Annotated in this window: 20 protein-coding genes; all 20 read right to left on the reverse strand. The window is 32.4% G+C overall.

Going from position 1 to position 18,000, the window contains the following annotated elements; genetic code table 11:
• Nucleotides 1–57: 57 nt before the first annotated feature.
• The 20 genes from NFR51_RS09205 to NFR51_RS09300 all read right to left on the reverse strand — a co-directional run bounded on the left by NFR51_RS09205 (nt 58) and on the right by NFR51_RS09300 (nt 17,860).
• Entirely contained in the window at nt 58–462 is a 405-nt protein-coding gene (locus NFR51_RS09205) for a hypothetical protein (protein WP_251713394.1), read from the reverse strand.
• On the reverse strand, nt 462–731 hold the full coding sequence (locus tag NFR51_RS09210; protein WP_251713395.1) for a TIGR04197 family type VII secretion effector: 270 nt from the start codon (nt 729–731) through the stop codon (nt 462–464). The genes NFR51_RS09205 and NFR51_RS09210 overlap by 1 nt, the downstream gene beginning before the upstream one ends.
• A gap of 450 nt (nt 732–1,181) precedes the next feature.
• Nucleotides 1,182–1,394: a hypothetical protein gene (locus NFR51_RS09215; RefSeq protein ID WP_251713396.1), complete on the reverse strand. Its 213-nt coding sequence runs from the start codon at nt 1,392–1,394 to the stop codon at nt 1,182–1,184.
• Nucleotides 1,391–2,827, reverse strand: coding sequence for a Y-family DNA polymerase (locus NFR51_RS09220; RefSeq protein WP_251424014.1), 1,437 nt, complete (start codon nt 2,825–2,827; stop codon nt 1,391–1,393). The genes NFR51_RS09215 and NFR51_RS09220 overlap by 4 nt, the downstream gene beginning before the upstream one ends.
• 544 nt (nt 2,828–3,371) lie before the next feature.
• The gene (locus NFR51_RS09225; protein WP_251713397.1) at nt 3,372–4,940 is read right to left on the reverse strand and encodes a MucBP domain-containing protein; all 1,569 of its coding nucleotides are present in this window, start codon (nt 4,938–4,940) and stop codon (nt 3,372–3,374) included.
• 220 nt (nt 4,941–5,160) lie between these two features.
• The gene (locus NFR51_RS09230; RefSeq protein ID WP_251423561.1) at nt 5,161–5,781 is read right to left on the reverse strand and encodes a C39 family peptidase; all 621 of its coding nucleotides are present in this window, start codon (nt 5,779–5,781) and stop codon (nt 5,161–5,163) included.
• A gap of 72 nt (nt 5,782–5,853) precedes the next feature.
• Nucleotides 5,854–6,894 (reverse strand): M23 family metallopeptidase, encoded by a 1,041-nt coding sequence (locus NFR51_RS09235; RefSeq protein ID WP_251423558.1) that lies wholly within the window; start codon nt 6,892–6,894, stop codon nt 5,854–5,856.
• An 83-nt stretch (nt 6,895–6,977) separates the two neighbouring features.
• Nucleotides 6,978–7,718 carry an ABC transporter permease gene (locus NFR51_RS09240; protein ID WP_251423555.1) on the reverse strand — a complete coding sequence of 247 codons (741 nt, stop codon included), beginning with the start codon at nt 7,716–7,718 and terminating at the stop codon, nt 6,978–6,980.
• Nucleotides 7,711–9,357, reverse strand: a complete 1,647-nt coding sequence (locus NFR51_RS09245; RefSeq protein ID WP_251423552.1) for an ABC transporter ATP-binding protein — start codon at nt 9,355–9,357, stop codon at nt 7,711–7,713. The genes NFR51_RS09240 and NFR51_RS09245 overlap by 8 nt, the downstream gene beginning before the upstream one ends.
• Nucleotides 9,344–10,159, reverse strand: coding sequence for a SagB/ThcOx family dehydrogenase (locus NFR51_RS09250; protein WP_251713398.1), 816 nt, complete (start codon nt 10,157–10,159; stop codon nt 9,344–9,346). Before NFR51_RS09250 ends, NFR51_RS09245 begins: the two co-directional genes overlap by 14 nt.
• Nucleotides 10,160–10,171: 12 nt before the next feature.
• Nucleotides 10,172–11,398 carry a YcaO-like family protein gene (locus tag NFR51_RS09255; protein WP_251423546.1) on the reverse strand — a complete coding sequence of 409 codons (1,227 nt, stop codon included), beginning with the start codon at nt 11,396–11,398 and terminating at the stop codon, nt 10,172–10,174.
• Complete coding sequence (locus NFR51_RS09260; protein WP_251713399.1) at nt 11,395–12,000, reverse strand: hypothetical protein; 606 nt, start codon at nt 11,998–12,000, stop codon at nt 11,395–11,397. The genes NFR51_RS09255 and NFR51_RS09260 overlap by 4 nt, the downstream gene beginning before the upstream one ends.
• An 879-nt stretch (nt 12,001–12,879) precedes the next feature.
• Entirely contained in the window at nt 12,880–13,269 is a 390-nt protein-coding gene (locus NFR51_RS09265; RefSeq protein ID WP_251713400.1) for a hypothetical protein, read from the reverse strand.
• The gene (locus NFR51_RS09270) at nt 13,266–13,790 is read right to left on the reverse strand and encodes a LytTR family DNA-binding domain-containing protein (RefSeq protein ID WP_251423537.1); all 525 of its coding nucleotides are present in this window, start codon (nt 13,788–13,790) and stop codon (nt 13,266–13,268) included. Before NFR51_RS09270 ends, NFR51_RS09265 begins: the two co-directional genes overlap by 4 nt.
• A gap of 237 nt (nt 13,791–14,027) precedes the next feature.
• On the reverse strand, nt 14,028–14,420 hold the full coding sequence (locus tag NFR51_RS09275) for a hypothetical protein (protein ID WP_251423534.1): 393 nt from the start codon (nt 14,418–14,420) through the stop codon (nt 14,028–14,030).
• On the reverse strand, nt 14,404–15,900 hold the full coding sequence (locus NFR51_RS09280) for a hypothetical protein (protein ID WP_251423531.1): 1,497 nt from the start codon (nt 15,898–15,900) through the stop codon (nt 14,404–14,406). The genes NFR51_RS09275 and NFR51_RS09280 overlap by 17 nt, the downstream gene beginning before the upstream one ends.
• Nucleotides 15,891–16,253, reverse strand: coding sequence for a hypothetical protein (locus NFR51_RS09285; RefSeq protein ID WP_251423530.1), 363 nt, complete (start codon nt 16,251–16,253; stop codon nt 15,891–15,893). The genes NFR51_RS09280 and NFR51_RS09285 overlap by 10 nt, the downstream gene beginning before the upstream one ends.
• Nucleotides 16,254–16,255: 2 nt before the next feature.
• Nucleotides 16,256–16,528 (reverse strand): TIGR04197 family type VII secretion effector, encoded by a 273-nt coding sequence (locus NFR51_RS09290; RefSeq protein WP_251423527.1) that lies wholly within the window; start codon nt 16,526–16,528, stop codon nt 16,256–16,258.
• Between the two features lie 208 nt (nt 16,529–16,736).
• Nucleotides 16,737–16,964: a ribbon-helix-helix domain-containing protein gene (locus NFR51_RS09295; protein WP_251423524.1), complete on the reverse strand. Its 228-nt coding sequence runs from the start codon at nt 16,962–16,964 to the stop codon at nt 16,737–16,739.
• Nucleotides 16,965–17,071: 107 nt separating this feature from the next.
• On the reverse strand, nt 17,072–17,860 hold the full coding sequence (locus NFR51_RS09300; protein WP_251423521.1) for a ParA family protein: 789 nt from the start codon (nt 17,858–17,860) through the stop codon (nt 17,072–17,074).
• Nucleotides 17,861–18,000: the final 140 nt, after the last annotated feature.

An 18,000-nucleotide genomic window follows, 5' to 3' on the forward strand; every position in this document is an offset into this window, starting at 1 on the left:
CTCCAAATCAGAAGGAGGAAAACTATTTTAAGAAAACATAGCTCATTTTCTGTCTAATTATTTGACATTAGTCCAAAGTTCATTTTCTGCTTGTTGAATTTTTTGACTATAGCGCTTTCTCTCTACTGAATTTTTATCTTTAGTTCCAGTGGACTGAAAAGTAGAATTTTTCTTTGTCTCAAAAGAATGCTCTGACTCTTTTATCACTTTTCTTGTCCAAACATTATTCAATATCTGAGGGAAAGTCCCCTTTTCGATACATTTCTGCTTTCCTTCTTCAAAAAGTCGATCTGCTTCATGTTTAAAGTTAGGTACTTTATTTTGAAAATAAGTATTGACATAATCCTCTAATGACATTTTATTAGAGAAAAACTGTTCATGCACAAATACCAAGGCTTCATGGGGTAAATCGTTCCAAATGAATGAAGAAAAATTATCAGCTTCCTTTACAATTTTAGGCATTATTTCCAACCTCTTGCGTCTTGAGCATCTCGTTCTTCAATTTTTTGGGCCAATTCAGGAAATTTATTAGCCTGAGACAATACACAGGATACAACTTTTGAAACGTCATTCATAAGTTTGTTAGTGAGCTTCTTCCCGCTAATCATTGAAGGTACATTACTCTCTCCAAATTCAACAGTTTGCGAGGTAAAGTTTTCTTTCAAACCTGTCAGTTCCGAAATTGCAGCTTGAGCTTCTACTGTACTTGATTTAATTTTATTCGTAGACATGATTCCTCACTTCCTTATTTTTTTCATTATATTTTATCACAAATGGGAAATAAAATAAAAATGAAAGATGATTATAGAATTATTCAATAAATTTTATATAAATAATATATGGTTATCTCCAATAGATTAAGCATGATATGCAATTTTTGATTCTTATTTCATGAGAGTTTTAGTAGTATCGTATCCTCCGTACTGAAAATTTCACTCATTCCATCTAATTTTCTATTTTCATTCTCCGTTTTTTCAAACACACATATTGATGAGTGGGTTGGCAGTTCCTAGCTCATAATTTATACCTTTTTTAATAACATTAACTCACAAAAATTCAGTTTATTCTGCATTTTTCCATAAAAAAATTCTCCATATCTGGAGAAGAAAATCGAATTGTGTACTTGAAGTATATCAAAAAATCCCAACAAATGTTGAGATTTGCCTAAGAACAGACCATTATTATATCATTTCTTCAAAGTTATTTTCAATGGCTTTAATTTTTGATTGGGGGCTAAATTTAGCCCCTTCTTTTTCTTTTCCGACATATTCTTCTAGGAGCTTCCTTTGTGCTTCAGATAGCTCTCCAGTCGCAAATGCGCCCCACTTCATCATTCCTCTATCATGATAAGTTCTAATTGCTTCATATTCGCTGTATGAACGGTCTACTGTCATAAATTCTCTCCTCCTGATGCAGCATGCCCACCAATCATTTTATGTCTTTCAATAACCCGTGAACCTTCAGCTAATGCACTTGCCTTTTGTATTGCTGTGAAATCAAACTTTTCTCTGATCTCGTCAATGGCTTGTTGGAGGGATTCTTGTTTTTTCATTGCTGTATTATCTTCAACCATCGCTTCAAAGAGCGTCAGCTGTTTTACATTTTCATCTGATAAATTAAAGCCCCCTATCCCAATTTCTCGAACTGGGCCACTCTGATATTTTGAGTCAAACATCCTTAAGGCTTCATTTTGAATCACTAAGGTGCTTTGTGTGGGGTCTATTTTGCATGACACTTTAATCGATGGCACATTGGTTTGATAAGAATATCTGATTAAAAGAGATAGTCCCCCTGCCAATTTTTTCCCCTTACGTAATCGAATGGCCAAGTGTTCTGCCATTTCCTTTATTACAAGCACAATCTCATCTCTTTTTTCATAATCCCTCGGTAAAATCTGACTGTTGCTGTAGCTTTCGGATTTTTTTACGTGCTTATCACGTACATTTGTTTCATCAATACCGTTTGCATGAAAGAATTGTTGCAAGCCAACGACTCCCATTTTACTTTTTATAATCTGCGGGTTAGCATTTGCCAGGTCTTTAATGGAGTAGATTCCTAGCTTATTGAGTGACTTTTCTGTTGCCCTTCCGATTCCCCAAAAGTTTGTCATTTTGGGGATCGTCCATAGCTTTTCAGGAACGTCCTCATATCTTATAAGAGCTCTCATATTCTTACTATGTTTAGCGTAAATATCCATAGCAATCTTGGCAAGTAAAGGATTATCCCCCATTCCTACAGTAATATATAGACCTGTACGTTCTAGGACTTCCCTCTGCATTTTTTGCGCCAATCTATCCATTTGTACATACTTATCTTTAATATCTGGATAGAAGAAATTCAGGGACTCCGTAACATCCATAAAGGATTCATCAATGGAGTAAGAGTGAATTTCTTCAATAGAAGTATAACCTGACAATATCTTTTGCATACGTACATTTTCTTCGATATAAAGGCCCATTTGAGGAGGAACAATGTAAGTACGTTTTGCCCAACTTTCTATGAACGCTACATACTCTATTGTCGGTTCTGTTCGCTGGCCATAAATATCTGTATGCTTCTCATACCACTTACGATAATTAAATTTTCTCGATTCAATTAGGAAGGGAAGGTCACGTGCTCTACTTACATTTGATTTGCCGAATACTTCTTTAAATTTAGGACTAGCTGCCAAGATAAGACCGTATGAATGATCTGACCTACTCATGACACATAAGGAAGTTTTTAAAGGGTTCAAATTTCTCTGCACACACTCAATAGATGCATAGTTAGATTTGACATCTTCAAAAAATATAGCTCTACGCGGCTCTTTGCTATAATCAAACCTCATCTTTATTTACCCTACATCTGTACAATTTCTCCATCATAGAGTTCAGCCAAATAACTTGCGTCCTCTTTACTCCAAGTCATAGCAAATCTACTACTCCAGACAGGAACAGACAGATTTTCCTCTCCACTTTTATCACATTTAAAATTTAAATACTGACCTTCCTCATTTTTAACTGCAAATTTTATAACTATCCCTCCAATCTGTTACTTATTACCACACCAAATATTGATTTATTCAATATTATATTCCAAATTACAGCAAAAATCAATAATTTACATTGAATAATTCAATATATTTAAAATTGACAGGGAAGCTAGTCTTTGCCACCTAATTATTTTTATATAAAAAGAGAAAGCACTTTTAGCTTTCTCTATTTTCATTTAATACTATATGGAAATAACGTCATTGGGAAAACACCACTAAAATTCATCTGATACTATTGATATTGCTACTTTTTTTGAAAAATAATTTATTAAAGAAAGATAAGCAAAAAAACCTTCTTCTTTCTCACTTATAAATATTTTATACTATCCTCATCACTCTATTAATTGTTTTTATAGAATTTACTTAATTTCATACTAAGACTTAAAACAATTGTAGCAACAAGTAATATTCCTCCGATAATTAAAGAATTATTTCTATTAGCTTCACCTGTACGAGGTAATTTTTTTCCTGCTTCATAACTCTCTCTGTCTGTTGTATTGTCTTTTTTATTGAGATGTTGCTTGGTATAGATAAATGGTTTTTTATTGTATACATACGTAATCTCTTGAGGCTTTGTAGTGTATACTCCTACTGATTGACCTTTTAGCTTTTTAAATTCATATCCCTCAAATACTTTCTGCTCTGATTCATAAGGAGTATTTACCTCTCCTGTCAGATGTATATCTTGAGATAATGGTTTTCCTTCTTCATCTTGATAATGTACAACAACATTCCCTATTAATTTCGGAATTTTTTTATACACATATGTAATTTCTTGAGGTTTTGCAGTATATACTCCTACTGATTGACCCTTTAATTCTTTAAATTCATATCCCTCAAATACTTTCTGCTCTGATTCATAAGGAGTATTTACCTCCCCTGTCAAATGTATGTCTTGAGATAATGGTCTTCCTTCCTCATCTTGATAATGCACTATAACACTTCCATCACCAATATATTCAGCCACTGCCACATCTGCATAATCTTCATATGGAGAAGCCACATAATATATTCTTTGGTTAGCATTCAACGAAAAAAGACGAACAAAATTGATTCCTGGAGAGACGTCTCGACCAATAACACTCCATGAACTTGTATTTTTAGTTATTGCTACATCACTTACTACATGTAAACCGTCAAAATCAAAATCTCCTTTCTTTATTTTCTCCGGTTGAGCGACATAACTCCAGCTGCGGTTGGTAAAATAGTTTCTATAATCTTCTAAACTTTGTGCACCAAATGAGTCATTTGAATAGCTTGTTGATTCATCATACTGGCGCCACATCAGTCTCGCATCAACTGCTAAATAAGGTACTGCACGACTTTTTTCAATCATGATATCCACTCTAATACCTATTGGTTTTGAAATATTCGATACAATACCATATTGAGAAACACCAAATATTCCAGTTGTTGAAGCTTCATTTGTATCATCATTTAATTTAACAATACGATTTGATATAATAGTTTCCCCACTCTTTAGAAGTTGTTGGATATGTTCATAGGTTGGAATAGAATGATCACTAAAATCCTTATAATATTCGTCTTCTGATTGTATCCCTAACGGGACATTCACATCTTTTGCGCTAAACACCCCGTTATCATCGTCTTGTGTTCCAATAAGAGTAAATTTTACATCATTTGCAAATTTTGGCACACTAATCAAGAAAGAATTCCAAGTTTGCAAATGTGTGCTACTTATCATAGAATTTATTGATACTTGATAGGAATATATTACATACTCTTGACTTCCTTCTTTTTTAACTTCAGTCCCCAATGGAGTAATATTAACACCACCATTGGAACTATCAATATTATTATTCATAGTAGCTTCTTGTGCAAAAACTATTGGATTAATTTGAAAAAGAAATATACTTAAGAACAAGATTCTCCATAACCACTTTCTCATAAATTATTCTCCTTTTTTCGATTAAGATTTTCATATTGACCATTGTTTTTATTTATATCTCCTATATAATCATTTTCAATTCTATATACTCTATGATAGTAATTGGTAAATACTGGAGATATTCTTTGTTTTTCTCATACAAAAATGGCAGTAGATTTTCATCTACCACCACAGAGTATACAGAACCAAAGAACAAAATACTTTCAATGCCTCAAAGCTTTTAACGAACTACAACCGCAAAATTTCTTTCGTTGTATACACTTTCAAATGTAGTTTTGCTCAGCCAGTACTTACCTAAAATAGGATCTGAAACATGAACCATTTCTTTTTTTAAATCATAACCATCTAAAGTCACTGCATGATTATTATTAACCGCCATACCGAAGGACCATATTCCCCAGCGAGCAGGGTGAAAATTTATAGTAACCCAAACTACAATAGGATTGTCATTTTCAATTTCAACTAATAATTCTTCAAAAGAAGTTCCCGATATATCTTGAACATCCCCAAACTGTTTTCCCCATTTCGCTAAAGGAGTAGGGTAAATAGCAGAATAAGTCCAAGAATTTTCAATGAAGGGACTTCCCACAAACCCATCATAAGGATTTCCACTGGAAGATATTGGTATAGTTTTTAAAAATTCTATTAACCCCCAATTCTTGACACTTCCTTTATACTGCAATGCTTGCAACAGTGAGGCCCCCTCACATCCACTAGGTGCTCCTAATTCATACTGATCATAATTTTTTACTCCAAGTAGCTGATAATTTTCAGAAGCAAAAACTTTTGAACCAAATAGAAGAAATAATCCAAACAGAGATAGAATAAAATATTTTTTCATTAATATTGACCTCATTCTTATCGTGTTCTCTTATAAATCTGAATTATACTATTTAAGTCATCCTTTTTTATATTAAAATGGATTAGATTGTGATATACCAATTTGCAGACGATCCAGCGGTTCACCAAACATACCTGCAAAACTGTCCAATCCAGGTATTGAGCCATTATCTGCACTTACTTTTAACCAACCTGCACGTTTTGTAGTCTGAGAACGATAATATGCTTGTGATAACTTTTCTCCGCTAGGGGTTGTGTAATCCAATTGAACTCCATCAATCGCTTGTCCTGGAATACCAGCCACTCCATTTACTATATCATTCTTATCCCCTTTATTAACCCAAGGTAACCAACCACTTTTAGCAGTGTGAACACGGTATCTCAATTGTCCTTTATCTACTTTGACATATAACAAATCATGCTGACGATTTGGATAACCTGCATACCCGTTATCTGTACCATCAAAATTAGTTACTTCAGGAAGCCAAGATCCTCCTAATGTATGCAAAGCATAGTGGACATTTGTTGTGAAGTTCTTAGATGCCGGTTTTGGAGAAACCGCCCCTGAGGTTGAAGCTCCTTGGAGCACAGGGATAGGATTAAACCAAGTTCCATCATTTTTAAAGGCAGAAGAATGAGCAGATCTCCATTCTTTTCTAGTCATTCCTAAGTGTAAGTGGCTGGAAGTAAAATTACCTATAACCTGTCCTTTTCTAACTGTTTGACCAGTAGTAACCCTCACATCTCTAATATTTCGGCTGAATTCTTGATAAATTACATTTGTATTCCCTGCTTGCAATACAATAAATGCACCTAAAGAACCTCCTCCTACAGGATCCCATCCAGCATATAAAATTTTACCATCATGCACAGCATAAATATTACCATTACCATAAATAGCAGAACCAAAATCGAAGCCATCATGAAAATATCTTCCTCCCCCACGATTAAATGAGGTATTACCAAACTGCTGACCTTCTTCATATCTTCCTGGGTAAGGCTTTCCTAATGGCCATGACCATTCATTTGCAGCTGCATGTATAGAATAAAAAGAAAACATCAACGCAGCCATAACAAACAAGGCTCTAATAATAGATCGTGAAAACTTTTTCATAAATTCCTCCTTTTTTAAATTGAATATATTTATATTAATACATTGTTTACTAAATAAATGAGTTCGAAAAACACTATATATTTTTATGAACTACACTCTTTTTTCCTAACGATTACCAATAAAACTATAGTTATAATTAAGTAAAAAAGTAAGACAACTAGTGACTTCTCCAAGGATGTTTTCCCTAAAAATTCCCAGCCTAAATTCGCTAAAGAATAAGTTGGCAATACCCTAGCAAATGATTGAATATTTTCTGGCATAGCCTCAACTGGCATCCATAATCCTCCAAGGAATGATAATGAAAGATAAAAAATCATCCCAACTGGTTGTGCTGCTGAACCAAGGTGACCAATAAGTAAACCTATCAATACAAACGGAATGCTCCCAATTAATAACAATACCGTTGTACCTATGTACTCTCCCAATGAAAGTGAAACTCCTTGCCACACAAAAGCAGTGACAAACAATATAACTATTGTCAGTAATGAAATAAGAATAAAAGTGATAGCAAAACTGATACTATAATAAAGCGAAGAAACAGGTGAGACTCTTATATAATCCATCCATCTGTCATTACGTTCAATAGCAACCCTTGTACCTAAAAGATTAATGGCATTCCCAACAATTGCAAATGAAATCATCGATATTAACGAATATTTATTCCAAGAGAGTCCATCAACAGCCGCATTTTTGGGGAAAATTGCTGTAAACATCACATAAAATAGTACTGGTAAAACAATGATAAAACTAACATACTTAATATCTCGAATGAAACGCTTGATAGTAAAAGTTTCTGTTATCCTTAATAACCTAAGTTCATTCATCGTAAACCACCTTTCTAAATGTTCTTTTTACCCCATCTTCTAAATCTCGAACATCGCAATCTACTTGTATTTGATGATTATTCAAAATGATAATACGGTTTGTTACTTCTTCTACCTCTTCCAAATCATGACTAACGAGTAAAATAGCGCGTTTTCTTTCTTGAGTAAACTTCTTCATTTCTCTCCAAAAATTCTCTTTACTCACGAAATCCATCCCCACTGTTGGTTCATCTAGTACTAAAAATTTAGGATCATTTGCAATAGCGAGAGCAAACTGCAGCCTGCGTTTTTCTCCTCCTGATAATGTTTGAGTAAGTTTATAACGCTTATCGTGTAAACTTGAGAGTTCGAAAACTTTGTCTAGCGGAAGAGAATTAGGAGAGAAATTTCGTATCAATTCGATAAGTTCTTCAACCGTCACATTTTCTGGTATTGCAACCTCTTGAAGCATGACTCCCAGCTCTTTATTCATATTTACTCTGAAGTCAATCTTTCCTCTATCTACTGGTATCAAATTTAATAAGCACCTAATCAATGTGGTTTTTCCTTGCCCATTCAAACCTAATAAACCAATAATATCCCCCTCATAGATGTGTAGAGTAACATCTTCAAGAATCGTTTTTCTTGAAAAAATCTTTGATACTCCATTGAGATACACTAGTTCCTTTTCTTTGTCAAACTTCTCATCACTTCTTTCAACGCGTATTGCTTTAAAAATTTGATTGATAAATTCAACATCCTCTTTGCTAGCTTTTGGAGTATTTCTTTTTAAAAAGTTAGAATCCCTATAAATTATTGCAAGCTCCTCTTGATATGGATAAACTTTTTTTTCAGAGTATTTTATTGATTCATTGAAATCAAAAATTCTTTCTAATTCTTTCAATTTATTTAGAAGAAGATCAAGGTCAGAATTTGAAATAAAAATAAACAGTTCTATGTTTTCATAATGATAAAGTGAAAACGCAACCTGATAATAGGGGCCCTTATTTCTTAATGTATGTAGAGAATTTTGAATATAGTTTATTAATTTTTGAAGAAAGTATACTTGACTACTATTTCTAATTCTTGCTATGGGAATAGTAATATAAACATATGAAAAATTCCCCCCATCTGCCTTTGCTATTCCTTTTTTTACTTCAATTTTATTTTTGAGCGAAAAATTTCTCTTGTAATTCCTTATTTCTTCATATTTTTCTTGTCCCTTATTATAAGAAAAATAATAAATTGTACTATCTTTTATCTCTTTTTCAAACCAAGATTTTATATCTGAAAGGGCTAGTGTTCTCTCATCTAATTTCTTATCTCTAATGGTATTTAATAATGAGGAATAAGCAGTATTCTTCATTGATTGTTCTTGTTCTATCTCCATTAGCGCCTTATCAAATTCTTCTTGTTGTATTGGTTTCGCAAGTAATGTCTCAATATCATCTGGAGAAAAATTTAAATTCTCATCAATCATTATTTTTATGAGTTCTTGTGAGGTCTGCCCATTAATTCCCTCATTCTTCCTCATGTAATTCATTATTCTTGAAACAATAATATGCTCAAAAATATGTCCACAGGAAATATCATTATTACGGATATAATAAGTATCATAAGATAAATGGGGTATTCTCTTAATTGATTTAATCTTTACCATTCCACTCCCCTTCCTTAGATATGAATAGACAGTTCACTAGACTCTCTCTTTTACCATCTACTGATAAAATTTTCTCAACTTCATAATCATCGACCCCACCAAAATAAGTGCTAACCAAATGATATTTTGTTGCCATTAAAGATATATTTTGGGCCATAGCTCCCGATTCAATAAGGGTGTATCGATAAGCTCGGGCATCATATTTAAACGTATTACGTTTAAATATAGCCGTTATAAAAAATATAACCGACGGATATTTAATATTGTCCATCATAATATAATCAGATGTATTAAATACCTTTTCATCATCCCTGATAAGCTGTATTTCATGCTTTGAAGGACTATAATGATATAACCCTTTTGAAAGACTTTCTGTACTTTCTAAAATTAAAGCATATAATTCAAGAGGATATAATGCTCCTCCCGATGGAACAACACGAGTGTTTTTCTTATTTTTTCCATATCCAGACCAAAATAAGTCTGAAATTACTTGATCTGTTAATGTAATATCTTTAATAGGCCGAGTGACTTGAGATTTCCTTTCATTTAAACATTGATAGATTACATCATGTGTTGGCTCTTTCAATGAAAATGATTCTGCTAAAGGAAAATATTTTTCTGGAAGTTGCGTCGCTTCATGAAAATTTGAACTATTTAACAACTTCCTCGACTGATACATATTTTTTAGCAAATATTTTTTGCTGTGCTTTGTATTCTGATGAAAAGTCTGGTAGAGCGAATCGTCTACAACTAGTTTATTCGCATAATGATTACTTATCATTACTGCTTTAAAATCATCCATATAAACCTTCTTTCACGGAAATGGGTGAGGAACTTTAGGTTGAGCTTTTCCTAACTCAGCTTCTTTTCGTATAGAAAGCTGAATTAGATTTTTGTCAATTTCTTCAAGACGTTCATCTTTTAATAGCGGAACATAATCTGGCTCAATATCTAACATCCCAGGAATAATAGTCTTTCCAACTAGCCATTTGCTTTTTTTTAACGGCTCAGGAGTAACATCTACAAAATAAACCTGTCGCCTAATCTTCCTTATTTTATTTTTAAAAAATTCGAGTATTTTCTGATCGTCTATTTCAACGCTTTCTTTTGGAATTTTAAAAAGTTCTAACGTTGAGTTCAAAAATTTCAGATGTTTTGACATCCCATCACCCATATACAAAATAGAATGATCTTGGTACTCCTTCACTTCTGAATAATCATTTATTTTTATTTTTTCTTCCTTGAAGATAACTGCAGCATATCCTACAATACTCTGAGCCAATTCCAATAACGTTTTTTTACATGCTTCTAACCATGTCATTCTAACACTAGCTGCGACAACACAACCACCATTCTTAAACTCAGCAATGCCAAATACTGAAGGAACTTGCCAATCCATATCAAATTTATATAATCTTATCTTAATTCCTGACGAGATAATATAACGCTGATAATACTCTTTAAGTTCCTCATTACTGAAAATATCAATTTCTTGACAGGGTAATTGACGTCTCCAATGATATTGAAATGAATCTCTTTCAAGAATTTCTGCTATACCTTTCCAACAAGTTTGAGGTAAACTAGTGCCACAAGCAGCTCCTGTTGAAGTTGTTATCCACTTTCCTTTAATGTTATCATTGCTATTCTTAAACGTTAAATAAATAGCATCTGCAGGTAAAGCTACAAATTCATCTGTAAGTATCTCCTTCCCTTCCACCCATTGATAATCAGAATCTTTACCTTTAGCAAAAGAATTAATTAACTTAGGAGAAACTTTATTTTTACTAATATACTTATTGGAATTTTTTTGATGTAAACAAGCGAAACGTTCAATGTATTCTCCAATTGCTGAATTTTTAGCTTGCTCAGCTGTAATACCGGCACCACTTGCATTAAAACCCGCTGTAGAATAATCGCCTCCAAATGCCATTTTTACATACACTCTTGGTAAACCCTGATATGTTGGTAAATCATAAATATTTTTTATTAAGCCATATTTATCATCAACAAAAGGAGATCTATCAGATTTGACAACACTCATAATTTCACCTCAAAAATTTGACTACCTTCATTTCTCGGAAAACATATTTCACAACGAGAATTTTTAATAAGTTGTCGTTCTATCCAAACACCATCTAAGAGTGAATATTCCATAATCGTTTGTGCTAACTCTGGTTCTATCGCTTGTCCAGTTTCTTGGAGTACCTGTTTTAAAAACTGCAGATTTATAAAGTTTATTCCCAAATCCAATAATTCTTCTGGGATATACTCACTACTTTCTTTTTCAGAATCATCAAATAACCTTAGAAAATTTCCATAATAATTGTTTTCTTCCTCAGACGTTAATTTACAGTTTAAACATGAGGTTTGTTGTGGAATAGTAAGTGGACCTGCACTAAAAGTTAATGGTTCAAAAATCAAGCTAATATAAGGCTTATCGATGTTAAACAAAGACTCATTTATATCAAGTTGCTTTTTTCTATTGAACTGTCGAGTTAAAATTAAATAATAATCATAACTACACTTCAAATTTGCTCTTTCATACTTCAATACTCCACTAGTAAGTTTTTTTAATGCATATTTGACTAAATCCCCGTCTCCTAGCACTCCTACTTTGTAGGTATCTTCTGGGAATTTCTGCAACCCACTTAACTTTAATAGCTCTTTTAGATTGGTTACATTTTCTTGTGCTCCTAGACTGTTAATGACTCCTAGTATTTTTTCTTTTACGGGATTTTCCTTTCCGATATGAAAATCTCCCTTTTGTATCTCCTCTCAAGCTGTGTGAGCAAGATTAGGATTTACACCTTTAAACTCATACATCTTTTCACCAACTTTAAGATAAAAAGAGGCATTATTTCCTTCTAAAAAATCTATATCTGTTCTCATATTTAACATCCTCTCAAAAAAATTACAGGTGCAATCAATACACCTGTAACACAGAACCGGTCAGCAACAGCAGCAGCAAGGACAACAGCACAGTGTTACACTCCAGTTCATTTGTTCATTAGCCAAGAAATCCTCAGCATCAAGTTCGTGAACTTCAATTTGGAATCCTAGTTCTTCTGATTTCATATGCTACCCCCTTTCTAAAATAAAATAGAGTGCATAAATGAAGCCAATGATTAAACCATAAATAATAAAACTATACTTTTGTTTTTTCATTGTACACCTCCATAATCACACTATTATTATAGGACTAAAAATCAAAAAATTTTAATTTTTTCATATAAGTTGCATTATAAGTGTATAAGTTACACCCAATAAAAAACGCGATATACTCAAAAATAATGAGGGCAAAAACTTTTTCATCAACTTTAATAATATTTTCAAAAAATTGTTTATAATAATTTGCTTTTGCTATACTTACTTCTCACTATAACTATTCCATTAAAAATTCTGACAACAAAACAAGTGACTAAGTAGAAATACTAGTCACTTGTTTTTGAATATTTTGCACAATAGAAGTCCTTTAAGAAAATTGATAATACATGAATTATACTTTTCTGAGCAATATGCTTCTTAGCCTTCAAGTAAATGCTTCTTCTGCGCCAATTTAGTATTTAATTTTTTGCTATATTGCCACCAATAAATAAAACCAATAATAACTACTGGGATACCTAGGCTAACCATTAGCAGTATTTTTTCTGGAGAGAAACCAACCATTGTTCCATATACAATTTCTAAAACAGTAGCAATAAAGAAAATTGTACTCATTTGTATGAAAATATTTTTTTGAAAAAGTTGATTATTTATAAATAATGAAGTTATAATGGCATGTCCAACTAAACCACAACAAATAAATATAGCAAAATTGAATATATCCTCAATACCACCACGAATAAGAGAGAAATATAGATTAAATATTGCTCCCAATATAATAATTCTAGTTAAAATTTTTATAATTCTCATGTTTCCTCCAAATATTTTAAAAATTCTTTTCTGTACTTTCTACTAACTTCTAAATCTTGTCCATCAGTTAGCCAAAGAGTAAGCTTACTGTTCAATGAAGGAGATATCTTATCAACTGCTAAAATATTAACAACCATAGATTTATTAATTCTTATAAAACTAGAATGAACGTCTTCTATTTCATATAACTTATGCTTAATCAGATAAGCATCTGATCGTGTATAAGCATAAAGTCTATCTCCCAGAGCTTCAAAATATAAAATATCTTTATAATATATTTTTTTTAGAACATCTTTATTTATACCTGATAATTGTACACCTAAAAAAGCATTCTTTACACTAGGATTAATATAAGTAATGAAAAACTGTTCAATTTCCTCTTGCTCATAATTTGTGAATCTTATCGTAGCTTGATGACTTTCTCCTTCACCAATTCGGACATCAAGTGGAACTTTTTCCCAATTAATCAACTTTCTTTTAAGTCTACTTATACTTTCCCCTACTTCCGAAATAACTCTCATGTTTCTACATTGTATACTTTTTAATTCAATGTTTCAATAAGAAGATTATTGTCTGCGCAATGAGTATCTTCAAATATTCAAAAAAATCTTGTTCTTAACCTAATTTTCTACACATTTTTTGATTTAACCCAATAAGGATTCTCATGTATACATGAAAAAACATCAGAACAAAGTTCTGATGCTTTCTTAGTATTATTGATTTACTCCTGAATCTGCATAGCTTTTATTTTGTAAACTTCAAGGTCTTAGCAAAAAACTGAAACGAATAGTCTTGTCCGAAATATTTCTTACCTTCATATAACCATGCTTTCCTGGAAACAATAAAACTTTGGCATATTTATTACCATGGTAACTTTCACTTTTTATCGTAGTGAAATTATTTAAATAAACCTCCGTTTTTTTCTTGGTTCCATCTTCGTCAGTAGTATAGAGAGTGTAGGACAAATCTTTATAGATAGATACGGGTACTAAAAAATATTGATCCAAGGAAGTCCAGTGTTCTTCTCCTATTCTATATTCTTCCCCTGGTTTTAGTACAGTTTCATTCTTCACATGTTCACAAGAACTTAAGACAAAACAACAAGAGAAAAATAGAAGTAATATAGTAGCTGACTTAATGATTTTTATCATAAGCATCAACTCCATCTTGAATCATTTCAGAATCTCCCAAATTATCCCCATATCCTCCAGATAAAATCTTTTTTAGATAGTCTTTAAAAGCCTTAATATTAAATCCTTCATCACTTGTTGTTTGAGCAAAGCCAGCCGCATACTTTAAAATTTCCCCTTCAGAAAAATCTCTTACATTGTCATCCTCATTCATCAAAGGAATATTGGGAATTAGATTTGATATTTCTTGAACAGATCCAGATCCTTTTCCGTAGTAACCATAGAGGTAATTCCCTAAGTAATCACTCCTTAAATTACCACTTTTATCATAATAATCATTTGAATAACCTCTCCCCCATATAGACCAATCGGTTTCTTCCCCGTTTATATGAAATGTATTATTTTTTAAATCAAGAGGATGGTTTGTTTGTACCATATTATAAAATTGACACAATCTATTTATAGGCGAAATTTCTTTATACCACGGTTCTATTGTTGCCTCAATCAGATTATCTCCCATATCGTCAATAATTTTATTCATATCTACGTTATTCGCTATCAAATAATTAGTCAAAACTTTTTCAGCTTTATTTAATTCTGAAGAGCCTACTGAATATTTCTTTCTAACGTTTGCATAATCATTGAACCCTTCTTTATTGGTTTCATAAAGATATCTTTCGTAAATATCTACAATTTTTTTTGCCTTTTCTTTGTTAGAAGCATTACTACTTTTTATTTTATCAATCTCGTTTTGATATTGTTTTGGTAGTTTCCAGCTCTTTCCCACATACTTACTATCATTCGTTTTTATTTCTTCATTTTGAATTTTTGAAAACCAACTCATATCCGCCCCGTTGATATAGTAATAGCCATTCGTATCTACTGAAACACTACCTAGTTGTACAGCTCCGTAGATTGCCTGCTTAAGGACATCTAGACTGTCCTCAAAATATCTAGAAACATCTGCTACAAACCACTCAAGTTTACTAATCCGCTCTTGATAGTCTCGAATGTCCATCTCTAGCTGCTCTTTTATCTGTTGAAGAGCATAATTTTGAGAATTAAGGCTGTCAATATCTCCTGTAAAAACAGCTTGAACCTGATATAAAAATTCATTATTTTTTTGGATTTGGCTCTCGACTTCTTTAAGCTGTTTCTTTTTTAGGTTAAGCTGTTTCTTAAACTCATCTAAGTCCGCAAAGCCATTAATTGTTGCCTTTGTCGCAATACCATGTGCGTACTCATAGGAGGACAGCTCACTCTTAACGTCTTCTATTGCCAAATGAACTTTATCAATAGCAGGCAAAATGACTTGAGAAAATAAATCATCTCCATGATCAAAAGCTGTTCCTACTAGTTCTCTTGAACCTGATTTCAAATAAGACCGCAGATGATCTGAGCCTAATTTGAGGCGATTACCGATTTCATTTGCTAAAGTAATATTATTTTTCATCGCTTGAATCAAAGATTCTGAATCAGCTATACTAAATTTTACTCCCATGGTAGTTGATTCCTTTCTCGGATAAGTTCTTCACGTTCATCATCAAACATTTGTCTTATTCGACGCGTAATCATGTCAAGATCCTCCATCTGGTCAATGACGTACTGATTGAGCCTTTGAGTGATTTCTTGATTACGCTCTAGGATTTGAGTCACACCTTGATTGCCTGCTTGTAGTGTCATGTACAAGCTTTCTTCAGACTCACTAGATAAACGGACAAAATTAGATTGGAAGTGTTCTAGAGAGCGTTCATAGCTTCGCCTCATCTGAGAAAAATTCTCGTCCTTAAGCTCTATTGCTTGTATTTTTAGACCAAGTTCAAAGCGTTTATTGGCACTAATGTCATTTACCATAATTACCAGCCCTCCGCATCTTGACGGTCTTGTTCTTCAAACTTTGCAGCAAGCTTTGGAAACTTATTTGCTTGTTGCAAGACCGCCTCTGTAAATTCGCAAACCGAGTTTAGTAGTTCATTATTAGTTACCCTCGCAACATCCATGCCTGCAATACCTGATGAATAGTTAAAATCCACTGTCTGATTTTGATAACCTGCAGTGTTGATGCCTAGGAGTTCATTCACAGCAGCCTCTGCAACAACTGTGTTGGAACGGATTTGTTCTCCTGACATGGAAACCTCCTTGAATTTTTTTACTAAGTTAATTATACAACTTTATCGAAGACGTTTCTACATTCAAAATCCCACGGTTTAGATATTATTGGATTTATTCAATGTATTAGGAGTTTCTATTTACAAGTATTTGATAATACTACCTCTGAATATTATTATTCGTTATATAAAAAAGAAAGCACTATAAGCTTTCTCGTCTTGTTTCATTTTACAAATATAATTTGATTAAATCATTTAAAAATTGTGAAGTATTTTTATAATTTTGTTGCTCTGCAAGCTTCTCTAATCCTTCTCTTACAGACGGTTCCAAAGTAAACGAATACGTTTTTCTATTTTCTTCTGTTTCTTTTTTCATAGGAAGCTCTACTTTTGATTTACCAAGTGAACTACTAGATAAAACACTCTTTACCTTATTCTCATCGATGTCAAATGCCATAATATCTCCTTTTTATAAAATAATATATTTAAATTATATTTATAATGCATTTAAAATGCGTTTGCATTATATCTTAAATGTGTTTATATTTTTTTGGAAATCTCCATCTACTCACTTACTTTTTCAGTTATCTGTTCAAATGCAGAATTCAGTTTTTCAAAAAATGCTTTATTAGTTTTTGCAACATCTTTGTCCTTTTCCATTTGAACTAACGGGATGCCATCAAGAGTAGAACGATTAAAGAGTTCCTTTTCTGGAATCATTGCAATTGTGCCCTTATCCTGTGAAATCTTGTCAGAAAATTCTCGTGAAGATTTCGTGTTATGTCGAATTCTATTGCCAATAAAGTAAGGTAGAGCTGAAATATATGTTTCTCTTGTCCTTGCATCAATAACTTCGTCTCTAAAATTCTCTAATCTTTCCAAAAGAAGACTTTTTGACATATAACCATATTGGCTTGGTTCTATTGGACTAATAATATAATGACTTACAGCGATTGCATTTCTTGTTACAGTTTGAAAGTCTGGATGACAATCTATTAGAATAAAATCAAAATCTTTTATTCTATCAACATTATCTTCAAGCCACATCATCAACAATAAATCTTTATTATGTTTTTTGCTTAATTCTACCTCTAGCTCATCCAACATTGGAGATGCAGGAATAATACTTAAATTCTGATGAATTTGATGGATATTTACATCTTTGTTCACAAAAGCATTATAAATGGTCTCCTCATTTGTAAATAGATTGTACGTTTGACTTAAACTACACTGGTGGTCAGTATCAATAAGCAAAACATTATACCCTTGACTTGATAACCACTCCCCATAGTTAAATGTTATAGTAGTTTTTCCAACACCACCCTTTACTGCCGATATACTAATAATCCTCATTCTTATCATCTCCTTCTCAAATTATAATATAATTGTATTTGCAATGCATTTATATTATAACTTAAATTGCATTTAAAATCAATTATAAATATATTGTTTTTTGCATTTTAAATATATTGTGAATATATTTAAATTTTAAA

The sequence above is a fragment of the Lactococcus ileimucosae genome (genome assembly GCF_943193185.1).
In the GTDB taxonomy this organism is placed as follows: Bacteria; Bacillota; Bacilli; order Lactobacillales; family Streptococcaceae; genus Lactococcus; species Lactococcus ileimucosae.

Excerpts from the sequence above, each read along its gene's own strand:
- NFR51_RS09300 (WP_251423521.1), bottom strand. The coding sequence starts at position 17,860 with ATGAGGATTATTAGTATATCGGCAGTAAAGGGTGGTGTTGGAAAAACT.
- NFR51_RS09270 (WP_251423537.1), bottom strand. The coding sequence starts at position 13,790 with ATGAGAGTTATTTCGGAAGTAGGGGAAAGTATAAGTAGACTTAAAAGA.
- NFR51_RS09230 (WP_251423561.1), bottom strand. The coding sequence starts at position 5,781 with ATGAAAAAATATTTTATTCTATCTCTGTTTGGATTATTTCTTCTATTT.
- NFR51_RS09275 (WP_251423534.1), bottom strand. The coding sequence starts at position 14,420 with ATGATAAAAATCATTAAGTCAGCTACTATATTACTTCTATTTTTCTCT.
- NFR51_RS09205 (WP_251713394.1), bottom strand. The coding sequence starts at position 462 with ATGCCTAAAATTGTAAAGGAAGCTGATAATTTTTCTTCATTCATTTGG.
- NFR51_RS09295 (WP_251423524.1), bottom strand. The coding sequence starts at position 16,964 with ATGGCATTTGACATCGATGAGAATAAGGTAAAGAGTGTTTTATCTAGT.
- NFR51_RS09290 (WP_251423527.1), bottom strand. The coding sequence starts at position 16,528 with ATGTCAGGAGAACAAATCCGTTCCAACACAGTTGTTGCAGAGGCTGCT.
- NFR51_RS09215 (WP_251713396.1), bottom strand. The coding sequence starts at position 1,394 with ATGACAGTAGACCGTTCATACAGCGAATATGAAGCAATTAGAACTTAT.
- NFR51_RS09240 (WP_251423555.1), bottom strand. The coding sequence starts at position 7,718 with ATGAATGAACTTAGGTTATTAAGGATAACAGAAACTTTTACTATCAAG.
- NFR51_RS09210 (WP_251713395.1), bottom strand. The coding sequence starts at position 731 with ATGTCTACGAATAAAATTAAATCAAGTACAGTAGAAGCTCAAGCTGCA.
- NFR51_RS09225 (WP_251713397.1), bottom strand. The coding sequence starts at position 4,940 with ATGAGAAAGTGGTTATGGAGAATCTTGTTCTTAAGTATATTTCTTTTT.
- NFR51_RS09235 (WP_251423558.1), bottom strand. The coding sequence starts at position 6,894 with ATGAAAAAGTTTTCACGATCTATTATTAGAGCCTTGTTTGTTATGGCT.
- NFR51_RS09265 (WP_251713400.1), bottom strand. The coding sequence starts at position 13,269 with ATGAGAATTATAAAAATTTTAACTAGAATTATTATATTGGGAGCAATA.
- NFR51_RS09250 (WP_251713398.1), bottom strand. The coding sequence starts at position 10,159 with ATGGATGATTTTAAAGCAGTAATGATAAGTAATCATTATGCGAATAAA.
- NFR51_RS09280 (WP_251423531.1), bottom strand. The coding sequence starts at position 15,900 with ATGGGAGTAAAATTTAGTATAGCTGATTCAGAATCTTTGATTCAAGCG.
- NFR51_RS09245 (WP_251423552.1), bottom strand. The coding sequence starts at position 9,357 with ATGGTAAAGATTAAATCAATTAAGAGAATACCCCATTTATCTTATGAT.
- NFR51_RS09285 (WP_251423530.1), bottom strand. The coding sequence starts at position 16,253 with ATGGTAAATGACATTAGTGCCAATAAACGCTTTGAACTTGGTCTAAAA.
- NFR51_RS09220 (WP_251424014.1), bottom strand. The coding sequence starts at position 2,827 with ATGAGGTTTGATTATAGCAAAGAGCCGCGTAGAGCTATATTTTTTGAA.
- NFR51_RS09255 (WP_251423546.1), bottom strand. The coding sequence starts at position 11,398 with ATGAGTGTTGTCAAATCTGATAGATCTCCTTTTGTTGATGATAAATAT.